1 pseudogene is annotated in these 1,119 nt (G+C 64.2%); it reads right to left on the bottom strand.

Annotation, left to right across the window (positions count from 1 at the left end):
* Positions 1 to 1,119, bottom strand: a pseudogene (locus tag CHC11_RS39965) (DNA-directed RNA polymerase subunit beta); the annotation flags it as partial.

Raw genomic sequence — 1,119 nt, 5'->3', positions numbered from 1 at the left:
AGCCGCCGCTTGTGGGTGAGCCCGGCCAGGGGGTTGGTCTGGTCCATGAACTGCGACAACTGGCTGGTGCCGAAGAACTCCTTGATGGAGGCCACCACCGGCCGGATGTTGATCAACGTCTGCGGCGTGATCGCCTCGACGTCCTGCGTCGTCATCCGCTCCCGCACCACCCGCTCCATGCGGGCCAGCCCCAGACGCACCTGGTTCTGGATCAGCTCCCCCACCGTGCGCAGCCGCCGGTTGCCGAAGTGGTCGATGTCATCGACCTCGATCGGCACCGCCACACTGCCCAGGGTCGCCTCCTCCTCACCCGCGTGCAGACGCACCAGATACTCGATCGTCGCGACGACATCGTCCTCGGTCAGCGTCCCCTGGTTCATGTCCAGGTCCAGACCGAGCTTCTTGTTGATCTTGTAGCGGCCGACCTTGGCCACGTCGTACCGCTTGGGATTGAAGTACAGGTTCTCCAGCAGCGTCTGCGCGGACTCCCGCGTCGGCGGCTCACCCGGCCGCAGCTTGCGGTAGATGTCCAGCAGCGCGTCGTCCTGCCCGGAGGTGTGATCCTTCTCCAGCGTCACATTGATCGACTCATACGAGCCGAACCGCTCGCGGATCCGCGCCTCGTCCCACCCCAGCGCCTTCAGCAGAACCGTCACCGGCTGCTTGCGCTTGCGGTCGATGCGCACACCCACGTTGTCGCGCTTGTCGATCTCGAACTCAAGCCAGGCACCCCGACTCGGGATCACCCGGCACCCGTAGATGTCCTTGTCCGACGCCTTGTCCAGCGCCCGATCGAAGTACACCCCCGGCGAACGCGTCAGCTGGGACGTCACCACCCGCTCGGTGCCGTTGACGATGAACGTGCCCTTGGGGGTCATGAGCGGGAAGTCGCCCATGAACACCGTCTGGCTCTTGATCTCACCGGTGGTGTTGTTGATGAACTCCGCCGTGACGAACATCGGGGCGGAGTAGGTCATGTCCTTGTCCTTGCACTCCTCGACGGAGTACTTCGGAGGCTCGAACCGGTGATCCCGGAACGACAGGGACATGGTTCCGGAGAAGTCCTCGATCGGACTGATCTCTTCGAAGATCTCCTCCAGCCCCGACTGCGTCGGGACG

Source organism: Actinomadura mexicana (assembly GCF_900188105.1).
GTDB classification, from domain to species: domain Bacteria; phylum Actinomycetota; class Actinomycetes; order Streptosporangiales; family Streptosporangiaceae; genus Spirillospora; species Spirillospora mexicana.
This window is presented reverse-complemented; position numbering and strand designations above follow the sequence as displayed.